Annotated in this window: 13 protein-coding genes and 1 pseudogene; 2 read left to right on the top strand and 12 right to left on the bottom strand. The window is 33.8% G+C overall.

Translation table 11 applies throughout. The annotated features are described in order from the left end of the window. Window positions 1-37: 37 nt before the first annotated feature. The 4 genes from ACW0JX_RS02985 to ACW0JX_RS02970 all read right to left on the bottom strand — a co-directional run bounded on the left by ACW0JX_RS02985 (window position 38) and on the right by ACW0JX_RS02970 (window position 2,919). On the bottom strand, window positions 38-718 hold the full coding sequence (locus tag ACW0JX_RS02985) for a GNAT family N-acetyltransferase (protein ID WP_459245336.1): 681 nt from the start codon (window positions 716-718) through the stop codon (window positions 38-40). Between the two features lie 151 nt (window positions 719-869). Next, window positions 870-1,739, bottom strand: coding sequence for an ankyrin repeat domain-containing protein (locus ACW0JX_RS02980; protein ID WP_000287336.1), 870 nt, complete (start codon window positions 1,737-1,739; stop codon window positions 870-872). A 286-nt stretch (window positions 1,740-2,025) separates the two neighbouring features. Continuing rightward, entirely contained in the window at window positions 2,026-2,529 is a 504-nt protein-coding gene (locus ACW0JX_RS02975; protein ID WP_000865665.1) for a nitrous oxide reductase accessory protein NosL, read from the bottom strand. A gap of 135 nt (window positions 2,530-2,664) precedes the next feature. Beyond that, window positions 2,665-2,919: a hypothetical protein gene (locus ACW0JX_RS02970; RefSeq protein WP_000857376.1), complete on the bottom strand. Its 255-nt coding sequence runs from the start codon at window positions 2,917-2,919 to the stop codon at window positions 2,665-2,667. Window positions 2,920-3,173: 254 nt separating this feature from the next. On the opposite strand from ACW0JX_RS02970, the gene ACW0JX_RS02965 reads away from it, so the two are divergent. Further along, entirely contained in the window at window positions 3,174-4,478 is a 1,305-nt protein-coding gene (locus tag ACW0JX_RS02965; RefSeq protein ID WP_459245335.1) for a CitMHS family transporter, read from the top strand. A 46-nt stretch (window positions 4,479-4,524) separates the two neighbouring features. On the opposite strand, the gene ACW0JX_RS02960 is transcribed toward ACW0JX_RS02965, so the two are convergent. The 7 genes and pseudogenes from ACW0JX_RS02960 to colA form a co-directional block, all read right to left on the bottom strand. After that, window positions 4,525-5,217: a response regulator gene (locus tag ACW0JX_RS02960; protein ID WP_000503468.1), complete on the bottom strand. Its 693-nt coding sequence runs from the start codon at window positions 5,215-5,217 to the stop codon at window positions 4,525-4,527. A gap of 2 nt (window positions 5,218-5,219) precedes the next feature. After that, a complete protein-coding gene (locus tag ACW0JX_RS02955) occupies window positions 5,220-6,827 on the bottom strand; it encodes an ATP-binding protein (RefSeq protein WP_003269387.1) in 1,608 nt (535 codons plus the stop codon). Between the two features lie 145 nt (window positions 6,828-6,972). After that, window positions 6,973-7,833 (bottom strand): methyl-accepting chemotaxis protein, encoded by an 861-nt coding sequence (locus tag ACW0JX_RS02950; RefSeq protein WP_420883562.1) that lies wholly within the window; start codon window positions 7,831-7,833, stop codon window positions 6,973-6,975. An 81-nt stretch (window positions 7,834-7,914) separates the two neighbouring features. Then, window positions 7,915-8,949, bottom strand: a pseudogene (locus ACW0JX_RS02945) (HAMP domain-containing protein); the annotation flags it as partial. A 249-nt stretch (window positions 8,950-9,198) separates the two neighbouring features. Continuing rightward, complete coding sequence (locus ACW0JX_RS02940; RefSeq protein ID WP_000154999.1) at window positions 9,199-10,773, bottom strand: flotillin family protein; 1,575 nt, start codon at window positions 10,771-10,773, stop codon at window positions 9,199-9,201. A 12-nt stretch (window positions 10,774-10,785) separates the two neighbouring features. After that, window positions 10,786-11,334, bottom strand: coding sequence for an NfeD family protein (locus ACW0JX_RS02935; RefSeq protein WP_001173146.1), 549 nt, complete (start codon window positions 11,332-11,334; stop codon window positions 10,786-10,788). 248 nt (window positions 11,335-11,582) lie between these two features. After that, complete coding sequence (colA, locus tag ACW0JX_RS02930) at window positions 11,583-14,480, bottom strand: collagenase ColA (protein WP_459245334.1); 2,898 nt, start codon at window positions 14,478-14,480, stop codon at window positions 11,583-11,585. A 246-nt stretch (window positions 14,481-14,726) separates the two neighbouring features. Between colA and opuD the strand changes: the two genes are divergently transcribed. After that, complete coding sequence (gene opuD, locus ACW0JX_RS02925) at window positions 14,727-16,277, top strand: glycine betaine transporter OpuD (RefSeq protein WP_459245333.1); 1,551 nt, start codon at window positions 14,727-14,729, stop codon at window positions 16,275-16,277. Between the two features lie 223 nt (window positions 16,278-16,500). Here the strand turns inward: opuD and ACW0JX_RS02920 are convergent, their stop codons facing one another. Then, complete coding sequence (locus tag ACW0JX_RS02920) at window positions 16,501-19,440, bottom strand: leucine-rich repeat domain-containing protein (RefSeq protein ID WP_459245332.1); 2,940 nt, start codon at window positions 19,438-19,440, stop codon at window positions 16,501-16,503. Window positions 19,441-19,519: the final 79 nt, after the last annotated feature.

Raw genomic sequence — 19,519 nt, 5'->3', positions numbered from 1 at the left:
TAAATGCAAACAAATAGAACGAAACAATACTTAAAATTCAATCAATATGTAAATTCATTCCATAGTTAATAAGTTTTAGTTTGCTTGCCACTGCTTGCGAAGCAAAGTTATCCCAAGCAGTACTATAAAGTGGAATGCGCTTTTCCTCTTGTATTGATAAGGCCCAGGCTGTAACAACATCAGTACCATATCCATTCCCTTGAAATTCCGCTAAAGTTTCCACACTTGCCTCAGCAGCTACGGGCGTACTTCTAGCACTGCAACAAACAGAAACTACCTTTTCATTTTTTACAATTGCAAAATAAGGTTTCCTCCATTCCATCTGTTCTATTAGATTAGGAAAATTTTCTCGCAAAAGCTCTCTATTCTTCTCAGTTATTTGTATTGCTCTAGTCGGCTTATGTAAATTACTATGAAACATGAAAGCAGGACCCATCCAAATATTTTCCACTGTTCTTTCTTCATTTAATATATTAATAATCTTTGCTATCTCTATATGCTTTGAAGGTTCTCGAATTAACTTCTCAATCTTACTTACCGTTTCATCATCCACATTACAATGATATCTCGTTATACTCCCTTCACGAGTTCTGCCAAGAAAAAAACGTGGTGCTTTCGGATTTCCTTGTTCATTTACATATTTCATTTTTCCTACTCCATTATGAACAAATAAAACCTCTGCCTGAATTACTATTAAATCAAGTTTTGAGAGCCTCATTTTTATCCTCCTTATTTACTCCATATACCATCCATTCATAATCTATTTTTCATGTTCAAAATAAAAATCCCATTCAAATACACATTACTGAATCCATCATACTAACTGATTTCTTCATTCTGTCTATCTAAATGGGATTATTTTTCGTTTTTTACTCTACTGGTTGTTGTGGCTGTACTACTTCATTCGCTCCAGCTACCCTCAACATATTTACAATATCTTTAAAACCTCTTTTTTCAGCGTATTGCAGTGGCGTCAGATGTTCCTTGTTAGCCATGTTTACATCTGCACCGTGATCAATAAGCAATTGAATTACTTTCTTATGGTTTTCACTACCATTTCCTAATACAATTGCTTCTAATAGCGCTGTTCCACCACGTTCATTTTTATAATTCACATCAATATCTGTATGCTCTAATAATTCTTTAACAACCTCTACATGGCCACGTTCAGATGCAGAAATAAGTGCTGTCCCACCTGACCTAGTCGTTTCTTTCGTATTAACTCCTGCATTAATTAATACTTTTACAATATCCGTATATCCTTCTCTACTTGCATAAAGAAGTGGATTACTTTTTTTCTCATCTTTAATTTCAATATTAGCACCTGCACCAATTAATGCTTTAACTGTCTCTACATGATTTTGGTACGTCGCTGCAAGGACAGGCGTTTCTCCATTGTCACCTTCTACGTTTATATTCGCTCCATCCTGAATCAACTTCATAGCTGTCTCTGTGTCTCCAAGAGTAGCTGAAAGTAACAACTGTTTGTCCATTAAATTTATACTTTTCTCTTCTTTAGATTCTTCCTGTTCTTTATGCTTCTCTTTTTTCTTTTCATTTTTCACATGAACCGGTTTCGATTCTGGTTCTTCTTGCTTATCGCAAGCCACTACCGTCATTAAAAGTCCTAATAAAATACATAATAAAATTTTTTGTTTTCTCACAACTACAGCTCCTATGAAAGATAATGTTTTCTTAACCATTCCTCCATCACATACAATAACTCTTCTTGAGTACATTTATCCATAAGCCCTTTAGATTCCTTCTTTAATCGGATTATCTTAAGCTTATACTATGTTTCTCAACCTATTGAAATGATACGCCTGATGGCCCCATCATTAACATTATGAAGCAATTAGTTTAGCACGTTTTTACCGCATTTGTATACATTTCTAAAAAGTACATAAATGATTGCTTTAGGTTACTATATTCCATTGTAACCGTTCTGCTAAAAATTTTACACCTTTTCTATATTTGCACCTGAGTAATAATAGAAAAAGACAACTACATAGTTGTCTTTTTCTATTAATGATGTCCACCATGATTTCCTGCTTTCGGTTTCCCCATCATCTCTTTATTCATTTCCCATTTATGCTCTGCTAGCTCTTTATACGAAAGAACTTTCCCCTTATAGTTAGATACAAAGCTCTCTGCATCTTTTTTATTTTTAAATGAAATGACATTATAAGCCATCGGTGTCGTTATTGTTTTATCATATACGTAAGTAGCGTCTTCTAAAGAAATCCAATCTTTCGAATCATAATCTCGGACAAATTTCTCTTTCGTCTTTTCATCTGAGTTGATCTCCATCCATTTATACATACAACCGATATCATCAAACTTTAACGCTTTTCCATTTTCTAAAATAATTTCTGTTGCAAATTGATTATCTGTTACCCCAATTTGGCAAATATCACATTTATCATGTTTCTCATCAATGGCAACAGCTGCTGTTTCCTTTTTCCCACACCCGACTACTGTAAATACGAAACATAAACATATAGCAAGTACGACATATTTTACTTTCATCAATATTCCTCCCTAGAAACCGTATACTCCACGAAAAGAATACCAAAAGGTTGTGTGAGATTTGTGAAAAAACAATGTGCTTTTTGTAATATAGGAAACAAAAAAAGATGTGTAGTTATTTCTACACATCTCTCATCACTCACAACCTGTAATTAATAAATCATCTTCTAATTTAACTAATAATGTATCCGCACTAATTTCCTGTCCAACTTCTACATTTACCAATCTTATATTTCCACTAATCCCGACTGCAATTTTTTTTAGCTCACCGTCATTTTTTCGGATCATCAGTAATTTTTCCCATTCATATACGTAAGAAGATTCATTAATAAAAATCTCCTCTACTTTTCCTTCATAAGAGCTATAAATCTCTTCTATTCTCGTTTTCATATAACATCTACTCCCTATTTCACACTTCACTATTTTCATCTTATTCTACCATTCTTACGAGGAGTGGCTTACTTTTTAAAAATTCAAATTAACTACCGTGAACAAAATGAACAAAATAAAAATTATGCTTCTAATGATGTTATTTTTCAAATTATTTACCATTTGAATAGATGCTTTTATTATAAATAAAAAACCTTTTTCTGAATTTTTATTCTATTTTGAAAGCGCAATCATTCTTTTGAGGGGGAAATTACATGTTAGCACTACTTGGATTTGCGATGGTATTTGTCTTTATGTTTTTAATTATGACGAAACGTATGTCAGCACTAGTAGCCTTAATATTAATTCCGAGTGTTTTTGCAGTAATTGGCGGATTCTATGCCAATATGGGGCCTATGATGTTAGGGGGGATTCAAAAATTAGCACCTACTGGTATTATGCTTATGTTCGCTATTTTATATTTTGGGATTATGATTGATAGCGGTTTATTTGATCCTGTCATTAGTAAGATTTTAAAATTTGTAAAAGGAGATCCTTTAAAAATCGTTGTCGGAACGGCTATATTGACTATTATCGTTTCTCTAGATGGTGATGGTACAACAACATACATGATTACAGTTTCCGCAATGTATCCACTATATAAGCGCCTTGGAATGAACCCCCTCATATTAGCTGGAGTTGTTATGTTAGGGGCGGGGGTAACAAATCTTACACCTTGGGGTGGACCCACAGCTCGTGTTATGAGCGCACTTGGACTTGAGGCTTCCGAATTATTTACACCTCTTATTCCAGGAATGATTGCTGGTGCAATTTGGGTTGTTTTCGTTGCCTACTATCTTGGAAAAAAAGAAAGAAAACGTTTAGGAATTATGGATGTACAGTATTTAAAACAAATGCAAACAATGGATGAGCAAGCTGCAACTGTTGAAGCTGCAGCGCATAAACGCCCTAAACTTCTATGGATTAACTTTTTATTAACCGCTGCATTACTTGTTTGTCTCATACTGGAAGTTATGCCGTTACCTGTTTTATTTACAGTCGCTTTTGCTATTGCTGTTATGATTAACTATCCAAACTTAGAGCAACAGAAAGAACGTATTGCTTCTCATGCAGGGAATGTATTAGCAGTTGTTTCTCTCGTATTTGCTGCCGGTATTTTCACTGGTATTTTATCTGGAACAAAAATGGTAGATGCAATGGCTAACAGTGTAGTAACTCTTATACCAGATGCACTTGGACCACAACTACCAATTATTACAGCACTTCTCAGTATGCCATTCACATTTTTCATGTCTAATGATGCATTTTACTTCGGGGTATTACCTATTTTGACGAAAGCTGCTGCTACTTACGGAATTAGTGCAGCTGAAATGGGACGCGCTTCCTTACTTGGACAACCCGTTCACTTATTAAGTCCTCTTGTCGCTTCCACTTATTTATTGGTCGGAATGGCCAAAGTTGATTTCGGTGAACATCAACGCTTCACTTTATTGTGGGCCGTTGGAACGACAATGGTTATGTTAATTACCGGAATTGTAATTGGGATTATTCCAATATAAGATGCAAAAAAACAGTAGAAGAAATAAAATCCTCTACTGTTTTTTATTATGAAGAAGCAAGAAAATAACGTCTCTCCGGTCTCCCAACACTTCCATATATTAGCTCTGCGTGGACTTTCTTCCCAGATATCAAATACTCTAAATAGCGCCTTGCCGTTGATCGGCTTACTCCAATCATTGAGCTTAACATTTCTGCTGTAATCCCTTCTTCATTAACTGTTAACATATGCTTTTTTACTTTCGCTAAAGTATAAGGATCTATCCCTTTCGGGGCATATTCTATTTGATCTCCCTTCACGCCTCTTTGAGACCATAAATATTCAATTTGTTCCGTAGATAATTGATTGTTCTTCTTTAACTGTATAATCTTTTTTTGATAGCCTTCTAGACTTGCTTTAAATCGATCAAACATTAGTGGCTTTACGATATAATCTGTTACTCCGCCCCGTAGGGCGTGCCTCACTACATCTGTTTCCGATGCCGCTGTAATCATAATGATATCTGTATCGTGCAAATGATTCCTAATATATGTGACAAGTTCCGTTCCTTGCATATCAGGTAAGTACACATCTAATAACACGAGCTGTGGCTTCACAAGCTCTAGCCATTCTTTCGCTTGTTCTCCAGTCGTTGCCGTTCCAATTACTTTAAATCCCTCAATTTTTTCAGTAAAACGACGATGAATGTCAGCAATCCGAATATCATCTTCTACAATTAATACTTCAATCTCCTCACCCATTACTATTCGCCTCTCTCTTTCGGTAGTGCAATAATAAATAACGCACCCCCTAAATCCCCTTTTTCAATTGCAATACTTCCATTTAAATCTTCTACTAACTCTTTCACTTTTGCTAATCCATACCCTCGCTCTCCTCCTTCTTTCGTCGAAAAGCCTTTATAGAATATGCTAGTAATTATTTCATCATGAATCCCTTGCCCTGAATCTTCCACTTCAATTAATATTTCTTCTCCAATATCAGTTACAAACATCCTTACTTTCTTATCATTCTCTTCATTTTTTTCAATTGCTTCAAATGCATTCGTAATTAAATTCCCTAAAATAGAAACGACATAATTACTCTCAATATGTGGACTTAATTTGTCTAAACCACTTTCTCTATCTAGCATAAAATCAATCTTCAACTCTCGTGCTCTATTATAAAATCCAATTAAAATTCCACCTAGCCATGGATTTTGAATCCGCTTCATAATAAATTGAACAAAATCTTGATATACCGCTGTTTCCTTATGAATAAGCTCTAAAGCATCTTCGTATGATTCTAATTGGATAAGACCTGAAAGCGTATACAATAAATTGTTATATTCGTGCGTTTGCGCTCGTAATGCCTCTGTATATTGCTTCGTCTGAGATAATTCTGCTGTTAACTGATCCATTTCAGATTTCAAACGTAAGCTCGATACAACGCCAGTTACTTTATTCTTTACTTTAATAGGTAGACGGTTCGCAATAACAGCCTGTCCTTTTATATTTAATTGACGATCAAACTGTTCTTCACCAGTTTGAAGTACATCTAGTATCGTTGAATTAGGAATTACATTTAAAATAAATTCCCCAATAATATTTTGTTGCTTATCTAGCGAAAGAATATCATAAGCTGCTTGATTGACTAAACTAATCATGCCATTTTTATCGATTACAATAATCCCTTCACGTACAGATTGAATCACTGTACTATGCTCTTCATATAAAGATGAAATTTCTTCTGGTTCCATCCCGAACATCATTCTTTTTATACTTGCCGCTAAATATATAGAGCCGATTATCCCAATTAAAAGACCTATTATTGTAATCCAAAATACACGCTTTCCATACACTTCTACCGCTCCATGAATATCAGCCATTGAAAACCCAACAGACACCACACCAATAATTTCATTTTCCTGGTTACGGACTGGGACTTTCCCACGCAACGAAGGGCCTAATGATCCATTAGCTTTAGAAACATAAGATTTCCCTTCTAATAAAACGCCTTTATTATCTCCGCCAACCATTTTTTCTCCTATTTTATCTCGCTCAGGATGTGCATAACGAATCCCCTCTTTGTTTCCAACTACAATAAAGTCAGCCTCTGTATCAATTCGAATTTTTTCTGCGATTGGCTGAATAATAGAAGCTGGATTTTCTTTTTGAAAAGCTTCCTGAATTTCTGGTATCGCGGCAACTGTTTTCGCAACATGCAAAGCCCGTTTACCAATTTGCTCTTCTACCGTTTCAGATAATATGTAATAAAATAAATAACTCGTTAGCATAAGTACAACTAAAATAAGTGTACTAATAGTTAATGTAATTCTCGGTTGGAGTTTTAATTTTTTAAATTTCAAAACCATTCCCCTAACATGATTAAAGATAGAATTTAAAGAAAATACAGTTTTTTATTATCATAACACGGTTACTATATATTTCTTTCTTTTTTTATCTTCATAAAAAAAGAAACGAAGCATAAGTACTACTTCGTTTCTTAACAGTTTATTATTATATTTTAAACTTACCAATCATCTCTTGTAATTCTTCTGCCATTTGTGATAAATGGACTGCTGCTGCATTTATTTCATCTACTGAAGCTAATTGTTCCTCAGAGGAACCAGCAATATTTTGAACACTTGCGGCATTTTCTTCAATCGTAGCTGCAATTTCATTAATAGATGCACTTACTTGTTTTGCATCTACCGTCATTTGTTTTGCTACATCTACCATGCTATCAATTTGTACAACTGTATCATTTGTAGACTTCAATATTTCGACAAAGCTTTGCTTCGTTTCATTTGCAACTACAAGTCCTGATTGTACTTCTGCTCCAACTTGATTCATAGAGCTTACTGTTTCTTTTATATCAAATTGAATCTCTTTCACTAGTTTCCCAATTTCCGTAGAAGACTGTCCTGATTGTTCTGCTAGCTTTCGCACTTCATCTGCTACAATTGCAAATCCTCTTCCTTGCTCTCCAGCTCTCGCAGCCTCAATTGCCGCATTTAACGCTAATAAATTTGTCTGTTCTGCAATATGTTGAATCACTTCAAGGATTGCTCCAATTTGTTTCGACTTATCGTCTAACAAACCAATGATTTTGTCTGACTGTAAAACAGACTCATGAATTAATTGCATTTGATTCACAGTTTGTTCAACTAACTTCCCACCATTTTCAGCTTTTTTCTTCGTATACATAGAGGCTGTAGATACTAATGAAGAACTATCTGCAACACGCTGAATTCCTTCTGTAACTTCTTCTAACAATGTTGCTCCTTCTTCAACTTCTTTCGTTTGTATTTCTGCACCACTTGATACTTGCTCTATCGCCTGTGTAATTTGTTCCGTTGCTTCGCTTGTCTGCTTCATACTAGCTGTTAATTCTTCTGAAGATGCCGCTACATGACTTGCTGAAGTGTTTATATTGGAAATGACACTTTGTAACGATGCAGCCATCTCGTTAAAACTTTCTCCTAGCTGTCCAATTTCATCTTTAGAATGAACTGTAATTGATTCTGTTAAATCACCTTCACTAATCTTCTTCGATGATATGACAAGTTGTTTTAACGGTTTAATAATAGACGCAATTATGAAGTAAATTACAATCCCACCGATTATTAGTGAAATTCCAAGAACAGTTATTGTTTTATAGAAAATAGGTTCAGCCGCTTGGATAATTTCTTTGGAAGGCATAATTCCTGCTATTTTCCATCCAGTTTTCTTATTCGTTTTAAAAGTGATATTGCGATCTTCACCATCTAATGAATAATGAAAATCCCCAGCTTCCTGTTTATACAATTCTTTACTAAGTTTCTCTTCTAATTTCTCTCCTGGCTTCATTTTCGGGTGCGCTACTACATTTTTATCTTGATCAAATATCGCTACATATCCTTCCTTACCGATATTAACCATCTTGGAAGTAGTAACAATATTATTAATGATTAAGTCAATCCCAAGAACTCCACTTTTATCCTCGTTTTGTTTTGCTAGTGTAATAACAATATTCCCTGTCGTTTTTGACTTATATGGAGCAGTTACAATTACTTCTCCGCTTTTCTTCACGGCCTCTTTATACCAATCTCTTTCTGTAGGATTATATCCATCTGGCATCTGAATAGCTGGTGATTGAATGAACTGTCCATTACTAGATCCTGTATAGATTGCTTCCATTTCTGGATGCAGTTTATTGTATTCTTCTAGTTTATTTTGTATGTTTTGAATTTGATCTGCTTGGTAACTTGATTGTGTGAATAATTTCGTAAAATAAGTTGCATCTACTTTTTTACTATCCAATTCTTTATTAATTACATTATCCAAAATTTTTATATTATCTTTCGCCGAGTTTAAAATCGTTTCATTAAAATTCGTCTTCGCCTGTTGATAAGACGTCCAACCAATTACAATACTTGGAAGAATTAAAATAATAATAAATGATACAAGTAACTTTGTTTTTAAACTACTACTCCTTACTTTCCCTTGAAACATACTTCTACCCCTCCATACCGTTTTAAATGTAATTAATTAACATTTAATCTTTCTATAAAAATAATACGATTTAAATGTATCGATGAGACTCTCTATCTTTTTCTACATCATAAAGAATTGATACATATCTTTTTCATTCTATATAAATTAAATAATTAAAACAATGTATAAAAATGTATATTATTCGAAATATTATAATTCACAGAAGAACCTCTAGTATTTCACTTACTAGAGGTTCTTTCCACCTTACTATTCTTTATCTTTTTCTACTTCTTTTTTCTCATCTTCTACTACAGATACAACAGGTTTATCACTTGATAATTGTTGTACCGCTCCTTTTCCTGCAAATCCTTCTAATAGCTCTTTTAAGTCAATTCCAGAAGAAGCTTTTAACGTTTCTTGCATCGTTGCCATTAAATCAGTCGCATAACCCGCAACTTTTCCGGCCCCGCTATTTTTACCACCGCCGCCTGTATCGACAACTGTAATTTTATCAATGTTACTAAGCGGACTTGCAAGTTCCTTCGCATAACTTGGAAGCATTTTAAGAACCATATCCATAATTGCCGCTTGACCATATAATTCAAATGCTTCTGCGATTTTTTGTTTCGCTTCTGCTTCTGCTAAACCTTTTAATCTAATAACATCTGCTTCCGCCGTACCTTGTGCTTTTTGTACTTCCGCTTTCGCTTGACCTTGCGCTTTTTCGATTTCCGCCTTCGCTAAACCTTCCACACGTACTTCTTCCGCACGAGCTCTCGCTTCAGCTTCAATCTTATATTGATCCGCATCTGCCTTTTTAATTTGTTTTACTTTTTCTGCTTCTGCTGATTGCTCAACAGCATAGCGATCTGCATCTGCTTTTTTCTTAACTTCTGCATCGTATTGCTTTTCACGACGCGCAATCTCTTTTTCTTCTAACTCGATTTGCTTTTCACGCTCAATGATTTTAACGCGCATTTGCTCTTCTGTAACACCTTGTTGTGCTTTCGCTTGTTGTAATTCGTAAGAAAGATCAGCGTCTGCACGTGCTTGTTCTTGTTCCCTCTTATAGGACTGTACTTTTAATTCTTTATGTTTTTCAGCTTCAGCGATTTGTGCATCACGTTGATATTCTGCTTCTTTTGCCTCTTTTTCAGCACGTGCTTTTTCAATACGTGCTTCTTTTTCACGCTCTGCGTTCGCAATTGTTGCATCACGCTTAACGGTCGCAATTTGCGGCTGACCAAGCGCATCTAAATATCCGTTTTTATCCATTATTTCTTTAATTGTGAAAGAAACAATGCGAAGTCCCATCTTCTTTAAATCTGTAGAAGCTACTTCATGTACCTTTTGAGCAAATTGCTCTCTATTACTATACGCATCTTCTACTGTCATAGAAGATAAGATAGCACGGAGATGCCCTTCTAAAACTTCTTTTGCTTCTATTTTTAACTCTTCTGTTTCTTTTCCTAAATATTGTTCAGCTGCTGTGGAAACTTCTTCAATTGTTGATCCCACTTTAATAATAGAAACACCGTTTACTGTGATCGGTACACCTTGTTTCGTATACGTATCACGTGTACCAACTTCTAATTTATAGTTTAATAAGCTTAAAGGCTCTGCTCTTTGCATAATTGGAACTACGAAAGTACCGCCCCCGCGAATAATCTTAATCTTCTTTCCATCATCAGTGGTAACTACATTCTTTCCTCCACCAAGCCAGTTCCCTGTAACAATTAACGCTTCATCCGGACCAACCGTACGATACTTCGTAATAAATACTAAAATGAGTAGAATTAAAATTGCGAGTAAAACTCCACCGATAATTAATGGAATCGTCATGTAAATTCCCCCTTATAATTTTGGTTTCTTTAAAGAATAAGCGATGTTTTGTACAAGTAAAACACCATCTTGGACTCCCTCGATAATAACCTCTGTTCCTTGCGAAATATCTTTTTTTCCAACAGTTTTAGCTGGGATTGCATTACTTCCAAATTGGGATGAAATTAATACTTCACCAAATCCTTCTGTAGGAATTGTCGTAATGACTTCTCCTTTGCAACCGATAAATTCATCCATACGTTGCATCGTATTTTGTTCTGCTTCTGCAATCGGTTTTAAAATTAGTATTTTCATGATGAAAACACCGATAAAAGATATAGCAAATGCAGCCCCGAAAATAGTAATACTATTAAAGGAGAATAAGTACTCTCCTATATAACTAAGCCCACATAACATGGCGAAAAAACTAAGTAATAAAGTAACAACGGATACAGATCCGCCCCCAAAACTAAATATCGATTCAAATATATCTCCAAAAAAGATATAAATAACAGTGAGTATAGTAGCAATAATAAATCCATATAAATAAATTGTTTCAAGTGGATAACCAAACAAAGCCATTTCTTATCCCCCTCTCTTAAACAATCCCTTTTTTGTTATGTGTATGCCCCACCTCTTTCAAAGATTATTGTTCTTAATTTTCAGTTATTTACCTTTTAAATAAAAGCCTGTAAGACAGGCCTCTAAAAAAGAACAGGAGAAACCTATTGTGACAGGCTCCTCCTAGAAAATAACCGATATATTATATATATCTATATAATATACTATTTTCCACAAAAAGTAAAGTTAAACATACATTGGAAAAGCACTTATTTTACTGACAATTCGTATGTTCCATCGCCATTATCATATTTATATACATACAAGTAATACTTACCTGGTTTTGCATTAAATTTTGCTTCTATATGCTTCCCATTAGCTTGACCGTAAGCCGCATAATTTTGCATATCTGATTCATGGTGAAGTACCCATGTCATCCCAATTCCATACTCATTTAAAACAGAAATGTCGATATCTTTCGCTGATGCTACATTAAATGTATAAACATCAGTGTGGTCCCCGCCAATAAGACTACCTTTTATAGTACTATTTAGCCCGATACGATTTGCTTCCTCTGGACGATTATTTGGTTCTGATTCTGTTAAACTTCCATCTTTAATCGTAACAGTTGTTTCGCTTCTGCTCTCTTTTCCCTTATCATCTTTTACTCTTAACGATACTTTATAAGAACCTTCTCTTTCATATACATGTACTGGATTCACTTCTGCACTTGTGCTTCCATCTCCAAATTCCCATAAATAAGAAGCAATTTTTCCATCTTCATCGTTTGAGCCATCACTTTTAAATTGAATTCCCTCTTTTACAAGACCACTATAAGGGCCATTTATATTAACCGTTGGAGCTTTATTTTCTCCATCATCTTTTGCGATTCCATGGAAGACTACATCATATTCAAATTCATTTGAGCTATTCACACGATAATTGACAAAGTATGCTGTAACAGTTTTGTAGCCACTCCATTCTTTTTGCGCCAATTGTTCTAAAGATTCATTTACTCTTTTACTCATTTCTTTCCAATCTTCTGATTCACCTTTTGTGACACTACCTGTATACGTACCTTCTAATGTAAATGTATTAAAGAATTGAGAATTATGTTTTGTCATTTTTGTATCTTTCATAGGCAACGTATCACTAATTTCTTTCTTCACCGCTGCTAATGACTTCGTTGTATGTTCAGCTAAATAATCATCAGCTACTTCTGGTACAGTGTATGTATCTTGATTATCAATTAACTGCTGCATATACTCTTGATACTCTTTATTTAACTTAGGATCTTTACTTAGATTTTCACGATATGCATCATAATTTTTCACGTCATTCGCACGAATCAAATCTTGAATTTTATCAAATGTTTCAAACTGATGCGTATATAAATAAGACTGCAATGCGAACGAGTAATTATAGAAATCCCAAGAACCGTATTTAGCAAATAGTGTACGCTCTGCTGTATAACGGCTTGCAGGATCAGATGATAATCCGCTAATTATACTCTTTCTTGGTACAACGTTATTCGTACGAGTAGATCCTGCGAAAAACTCTGCATTTCCTTCTTGGAACCAAGTTAGCCTTTCATTTTGATACATATCTCCTCTTCCAAATAAACCAGGAACTTCATATCTCCCTTGCAGATAATGAGTAAATTCATGACGGAATAACTCTTCTAAACTATAAATACTTTGCTCTGGCGTACGCTCATATGTAAAGAATGTTCCTGTCTCTTCAATATAAATTCCACCGTTGTTTGTTTCATATCCATACAATTGTCTATTTAACTGATATTCATCTGGACTATTATAAATTACGATCGTTAATACATCATCCGCATTTCCTGGCTCTAACGCTTTGTCATTTCCAATTACACGGTGATACTGTGCCTTTACTTCCTTCGCAGCCCAATATAGTCTCTTAATTTTTTCTTCTGATACTTTATCTCCTGTTTTGAACACAATTGATCCATCGTCGAATGTATACGTTTTTGGTAAGTATTGCTCTTTTCCTTCTTTACGTATTTTCTCTAAATCTACTGTATTCCCGCTATAATCTTTACCATTATAATTTGTTGTAATTTGTTCTACCGCAACAAAATAAGGTTCACTTAAGCGCGGGTACATATGCATGGCTTGTGTAACAACCTCTAATCCTTTATTTGGATTGCTATGAAACTTCCCTAAACGGCTAGCAAAATAAATGCCATTATTAACGAGCCATTTATTTTCTGGCGTTACTTCATTTAGAAGAGCAATACGATTTATTTCATTAATAAACCCATCTACTTTTCCATACCACATCGTTTCATTCGCTTCTTTACGAGCCTCAGTTAAGTACGACTGTATATCATAGTCAATACCTTGCATAATATCGTATATTGCTTGTCCCTTCATTCGATCATTTACATAAGTAGTATAATTATCATTGTATTGCTTTAAAATATTCGATGCGTATTGAACCGTTTCAACATCGCTTGAAGCATTACTAATTAATTTACCGTATGCAGATACGACTGTATCTTGTTCAACTGTACCAAGCTTAAAGTTTGGATTTTTTGCGATTGCTTTTAAAGCAGGTAAACATTTATCCTGGAAGCTTCTTTCATTTAAGTCGCTTAATTCACTATTATAAAATGCAAGATAAAAAGCTGAACGCAACACTTCAGTAAACGTTTGAATTCCTTTTGAATCATCTTTCGTAAATGTACTACCTCTATGAGCTAATTCATCTATAATGACTTGCATTTTTCCTTTATCTTTATAAAAAGCCTTTGCATCTTCATTAAACTGGAATAAGTCTGTAATTTGGTGCCACTTAATACTGCCTAACGTTTCAACTAATTCTTGATCATTCATTTTGTTTAAATCAGCCATTGAATAGCTTTCTTTAACTTGCTTTACTGCAGTTTTCTTCGTAATAGATGCTGGTCGCTGTGAAAAATCTCCTACTTTTAAACGTTCTTGAAATGATAAATTCCCATCAACTTTTGAAATATGTCCAACTTCATCTACCGGCTTTTCAATTCCAACCGGTTTCGTTTTCAACACGTTATACGGTACTTTTTCGTCCGCTGCTGCATGAGTTTGAAGTGCCCCTAACGATAAAGCCATTGTACTAATGCTAAGCATCACTTTATTAATCTTTGATTTCTTGTTCATATCCTTGCCCCCTATTTTAATATTCCATTCAAGAATTTAACATAAAATCTGGATGTAACAATATAAAATGCAATATTTCATATTATTTCTTCCTATAATTTGTACATATCGTGAACGCATTGCTCTTTACCTCCCTAAAACAAATTACATCCTTTCACGTTATAAAAAGGGGATTTTTTGACAATTAAAAACTTAATTGTTATGATTATTATAATTGTTAACTTTATTAAATAAGGGTGGGATTCTATGATAAAAAAAGAAAACAGTGTATTTTATATCTCCTTCTTGCTAACAACATTATTCATTATATGGGGAATTACCCCAGCAAGTTGGATACAAGGCTACGATTTACAAAGTATTACATCTTCTTTAAACTCATTTATCCTCAATAAATTTGGGTGGTTTTACTCTCTACTTATGACTACAATGATTATTTTGGCTGCTTATTTAGCATTTTCTAAGTACGGTTCTATTCGTCTTGGTAAAGATGGAGAAAAGCCAAAATATAATTATCCATCTTGGCTATCCATGTTGTTTGGGGCAGGAATGGGAATTGGACTCCTCTTTTATGGAATCGCTGAACCGATTTCACATTTTACAGATCCATTAACAGGAAAAGCAGGTACAGAAGAAAGCGCCAAACTCGCTATGCAATATTCATTTTTCCACTGGGGACTCTTTCCGTGGTCACTATACGCAATGGTCGCTTTAACAATTGCATATTTCACATTCCGCAAACAAAAAGGTAGCACTATCGGGGCTACAGTTACTCCATTATTTAATCGATCGAAAAATTCTCGTATCGGAAAAACAGTTGATATTTTAGCTGTTTTAGCCACAGTGTTTGGCATTGTACCATCTGTTGGGATTGGTGCTCAACAAATTGCTGGAGGATTAAGCTATTTATTCCCTTCCATTCATAACACTTTACTTACCCAGCTCGTACTTATAGCTATCTTCGCTGTTTTATATTTAACAAGTGCACAAACTGGCTTAGATCGTGGGATTAAATATTTGAGTAACTTGAATTTCTCTCTTGCAGGTATTTTACTCATCTCTTTCTTACTTTTAGGACCAACTGTATTTATTATGAAATATTTCACATCTACACTCGGTTCTTATATTGGAGCTTTGCCTAGTATGGGATTAAATTTAGGAGCATTTAATGAAAAATCTTCTTCTTGGATTGAAAACTGGACTATTTTCTATTGGGGATGGTGGATCTCTTGGTCTCCATTCGTCGGCACATTTATCGCACGTATTTCTAAAGGGCGTACAATAAAAGAATTTATTTTTGGAGTTGTATTAGTCCCAACTCTTATCTGTACATTTTGGTTTGCAGTATTTGGTGGTACCGCAATTCATATGGAAATGTTCCAATCGCTTCGAATAGCTGATGAAATTGCAAAAAATGGTACAGAGATTGGATTATTTGCTGTTATTTCACATCTACCATTCTCTACATTTTTAACGATTATCGGGTTAGTTTTAGTAGCCACATTTTTCGTTACTTCTGCTGATTCAGCAACATTTGTTGTTTCCATGCAAACGAGTAACGGAAGCTTATCACCGAAAAATAGTTTAAAACTTATATGGGGATTAACAATCGCAATCATTGCAGCTCTTTTATTACAAGCTGGAGGATTAAATGCACTACAAATTGCAGCTATAATCGCAGCACTACCATTTTCTATCGTAGTCGTTCTTATGGTTACTTCGCTCTTTAAAGAGCTGCGAAAAGAAGATGTTAATTCGCAAACGAAAGAAGTATCTCAAAAAATAAAAAAAGTTATGTAACAATTGGCACCTCAAATTACTTCTGAATCCGTGATGACTGAGGAAAAAAGTAAATTAATAAAACCCATTCATATGAAATATTATTTTCATACGAATGGGTTTTTCACTCTATTTCTCATACAAAAAGACATCATCATATGCATGTTTCTAATGAAACTGCCATGATAATGTCTTCTCAAAAAAATAAAAATTAATTATATATAATAATAAGATTAAACGTTATTTATTTCTTAAATAATCTCTTTCTAAATACGAACATACTTAGTGCGGAAAGAACAAGTGTTATTCCAGAAAGTAAAGTCGATGTGCTAGATTCACCGCCTGTTGATGGTAAAGATTTCTTACCTTCCTCTGGCTTATTAGCATGTTGTTTATTTAAAGTATCTGCTTTTCTTCCCTCTTTTTCAACAACTTGATTATTCCCTTTTGGCTCTTGATCCAATCCTGTTGCTGATTCTTTTACCTCTTCAACTTCTTTCGTTGGCTCTTTTACTTCTTCTTTCGCTTCTTCAATTTCTTTCGTTGGTTCTTTTACTTCTTCTTTTGCTTCTTCAACCTCTTTTATTGGCTCTTTTATTTCTTCTTTCGCTTCTTCAATTTCTTTTGTCGGCTCTTTTACTTCTTCTTTTGCTTCTTCAACTTCTTTCGTTGGTTCTTTTACTTCTTCTTTTGTTTCTTCAACTTCTTTCGTTGGTTCTTTTACTTCTTCTTTTGTTTCTTCAACTTCTTTCGTTGGTTCTTTTACTTCTTCTTTTACCTCTTCAACTTCTTTTGTTGGCTCTTTTACTTCTTCTTTTACCTCTTCAACTTCTTTTGTTGGCTCTTTTACTTCTTCTTTTACCTCTTCAACTTCTTTTGTTGGCTCTTGCTCATCTTCTTTTCCCACTATATTCTGTATAACTGTTCCGTTAAACCTTATGCTAATTTCATCAGAATCTAAATCAAATTTATACACCTTTTTACCTGGGGTACTCCATTTTATTACTCCGTTATTAAACGTCCCTCCCTCACTTGCCAATTGAATATTTTCAATACTTTCTCCTTCTAAATCATATACAGGAACTTGAATTTCTTCGTTTATTTTTGCATCATTTAAAATGATATTTTGTCTTCCCACGTCAATTGTAAACCACTGACCTAATTGTATTAACGGCCTTACATCACGAATCTCATTTCCAGCTAAATTTAAGCTAAATAAGTTTAGCATGGAACCAATAACCGTTACATCTTTAATATGATTGTCCGCAAGATTTAACCACTGTAAATTTTCCAATGAAGATAGTGGTGTTATATCTTCAATTTGATTATGAGATACATTCACATTATTCAATTGTTTCAAGTTTGAGATGAACTCAATATTTTTCAGACCTACTCCTTCTAAAGTGAGTTTTTCTAAGTTCGTCATGTATTCTAAACCTGTTATATCTTTTATCTCATTTCCTTTTTCTTTAAGTATCTCTAATTTTTTAATCTGTAATAAATCTTCTTTTGTGATAGGAGCGTTTACATTCTCTCTACCTAAATTCTCTTTATTAATATGTTGTTGTAAAGTTTTATCGAGAATTACATTTTGACTTTCTTTTTGTTTTTCAACTATATTCTGTATAACCGTGCCATTAAATCTTATTTTACTTTCAGTAGAATTAGTATCTAGTTTAAATTCATATATTTTTTCTCCAGGACTATTCCATTTTATAAATCCGTTATTCAGAGTAGCCCCCTCACTTTGTAGATTAATATTTTGAAGTGGCTCTCCTTTAAGGTTGTATACTGGGATTTTTATTTCTTCATCTACACTTGCTTCATTTAAAAAGATTTTTTGTCTTTGAATGTCAATTGAAATTCGCTTACCTAATTCCTCAACAGGCCTTACGTCAAAAATTTCATTTGCTCCAAGATTTATCTCATGTAAATTTGTTAAAGTGCTCAACGGCGATATATCAGAGATATAATTCTCTTCTAAATTCAGCACTTGTAAATTTCCTAATTGAGATAGTGATGATATATCTTTTATTTCACTATCAGAAATTTCTAGTTCAATAAGATTACTCATTTTACTAATAGATTCAACATTATTAATTTTATTATTCCCTATCCATAATAGTTCCACATTATTTAATCGATCAATTCCCGTAAGATCACTGATTTGATTATTTGCTAAGTATAATTGTTTCATAGTTGATAATGTAAATAATGGCTGGATATCTTTAATGTTATTACCGATTAAATCTAATGTTTTAATTTTTTTCATTTTACTTAATGGTGTAAGATCAGAAATTTTATTATCTCTAAAAAAAAACATATTAATATTCTCTAACTGCTCAATTGGGTGAATACTTTCAATTGAATTAGACGTTAAATCAACGTACTTCAAACCTCTCAATTTCGAGATGGCTGATATGTCTTTTACATTAGACTCTCGTAACGTCAACTTCTCTAAGTTTGTCATATACTCTAAACCAGTTATTTCAGTTATTCCTTTGCCTGAATAAATGGATAATGTTTTAATTTGTAATAAATCTTTCTTTGTGATTGGCGCATCTACATTATCTCTATTTAAGTTATATTTATTAATATATTTTTGTAATTGCTTATCTAATATTACATTTCCGTTTTCATCTTGTTGCTCCTCTTTATTTTCCTTTTGTTTTTCTGGAACATTGTTCTCTAAATTCAATGTATTTACTTCAAACTGTACTTGGTACTTATTATCATAGGCCATTGTTGGAATATAAATATGCATTCGCATATTATACCTTTTTCCTAATTCCCCTACTTCAAACTGAATCACTTTCGTTCCATTTTTCTTTTTATCTTCTGATATTACTTTCACATCATGAAACACACCTGGAGTATGAATATCCTCTGTTTTCAAGTATTGAAAGAAATCACTATCACTTAATGTTGCTGTTACAATTTTCTTTCCATTCTCAATTGTTAATTTCGGATCCTTTATATAAACAGCTGCCATAGACTCTTCATTGGTTTTATCTTTATACGCTTTAATAACAGCGTCATATGTACCATCTTCTAAACCTTGTCCCGTTTTATTCGTCTCAATTGCTACTGCCGCTAACGCAGGTGTTGAATAAACAGCAAACGGAAGTGATAACGTCGCCACTATAATCATTGCATTTATACGTTTTCTTTTATTTTGTTTCAACTTTACATCTCCTCTGAAATATATAATTCGAAATGTAATCATTTCTCGAATAAATGATAATGATTTTCATTATCATTGT

It is taken from the genome of Bacillus sp. C-3-6 (assembly GCF_054509685.1).
The sequence above is the reverse complement of the archived record's forward strand: the minus strand, read 5'-3'. Positions and strand labels throughout refer to the sequence as shown.

What these genes read in the sequence shown, in the direction of transcription:
- ACW0JX_RS02980 (WP_000287336.1), bottom strand. Translation starts at nt 1,739, where the DNA reads ATGTACTCAAGAAGAGTTATTGTATGTGATGGAGGAATGGTTAAGAAA.
- ACW0JX_RS02965 (WP_459245335.1), top strand. Translation starts at nt 3,174, where the DNA reads ATGTTAGCACTACTTGGATTTGCGATGGTATTTGTCTTTATGTTTTTA.
- ACW0JX_RS02940 (WP_000154999.1), bottom strand. Translation starts at nt 10,773, where the DNA reads ATGACGATTCCATTAATTATCGGTGGAGTTTTACTCGCAATTTTAATT.
- colA (WP_459245334.1), bottom strand. Translation starts at nt 14,480, where the DNA reads ATGAACAAGAAATCAAAGATTAATAAAGTGATGCTTAGCATTAGTACA.
- ACW0JX_RS02985 (WP_459245336.1), bottom strand. Translation starts at nt 718, where the DNA reads ATGAGGCTCTCAAAACTTGATTTAATAGTAATTCAGGCAGAGGTTTTA.
- ACW0JX_RS02970 (WP_000857376.1), bottom strand. Translation starts at nt 2,919, where the DNA reads ATGAAAACGAGAATAGAAGAGATTTATAGCTCTTATGAAGGAAAAGTA.
- opuD (WP_459245333.1), top strand. Translation starts at nt 14,727, where the DNA reads ATGATAAAAAAAGAAAACAGTGTATTTTATATCTCCTTCTTGCTAACA.
- ACW0JX_RS02935 (WP_001173146.1), bottom strand. Translation starts at nt 11,334, where the DNA reads ATGGCTTTGTTTGGTTATCCACTTGAAACAATTTATTTATATGGATTT.
- ACW0JX_RS02955 (WP_003269387.1), bottom strand. Translation starts at nt 6,827, where the DNA reads ATGGTTTTGAAATTTAAAAAATTAAAACTCCAACCGAGAATTACATTA.
- ACW0JX_RS02960 (WP_000503468.1), bottom strand. Translation starts at nt 5,217, where the DNA reads ATGGGTGAGGAGATTGAAGTATTAATTGTAGAAGATGATATTCGGATT.
- ACW0JX_RS02950 (WP_420883562.1), bottom strand. Translation starts at nt 7,833, where the DNA reads ATGAAGCAGACAAGCGAAGCAACGGAACAAATTACACAGGCGATAGAG.
- ACW0JX_RS02975 (WP_000865665.1), bottom strand. Translation starts at nt 2,529, where the DNA reads ATGAAAGTAAAATATGTCGTACTTGCTATATGTTTATGTTTCGTATTT.